Source organism: Bacillus cereus group sp. N31 (genome assembly GCF_016483245.1).
In the GTDB taxonomy this organism is placed as follows: domain Bacteria; phylum Bacillota; class Bacilli; order Bacillales; family Bacillaceae_G; genus Bacillus_A; species Bacillus_A toyonensis.
Genome location: NZ_JAEHCH010000117.1, coordinates 1 through 243, shown reverse-complemented (window position 1 = coordinate 243; position 243 = coordinate 1). Strand labels below are relative to the sequence as shown.

Sequence of the window (243 nt, the reverse complement as noted above, 5' to 3'; positions counted from 1 at the left end):
ATCATGCCGCGCAGCAGGTAAATGAAGCTTTGCTTGATTGGGCTGATTTTGTCGTAACGATGCCAGAAAATCATAAGCAAAGTGTACTTGGTCACTATCCGAGTGTTGATAAGAAATTGAATACATTATATGGACTCACTGAAGGTATAGGTAAAGACATTTCATATCCTTTTGGAGGATCGCTTTCTATTTATAAAGATAGGTTAGATGAGATGGAAAAACTTGTACAAACATTACTGAAAA

Annotated in this window: 1 protein-coding gene; it reads left to right on the top strand. The window is 36.2% G+C overall.

All coding sequences use genetic code 11. The features are described from left to right. On the top strand, positions 1-243 hold a 243-nt coding region (locus JDS81_RS30040; protein WP_472926273.1), incomplete at both ends, for an arsenate reductase/protein-tyrosine-phosphatase family protein.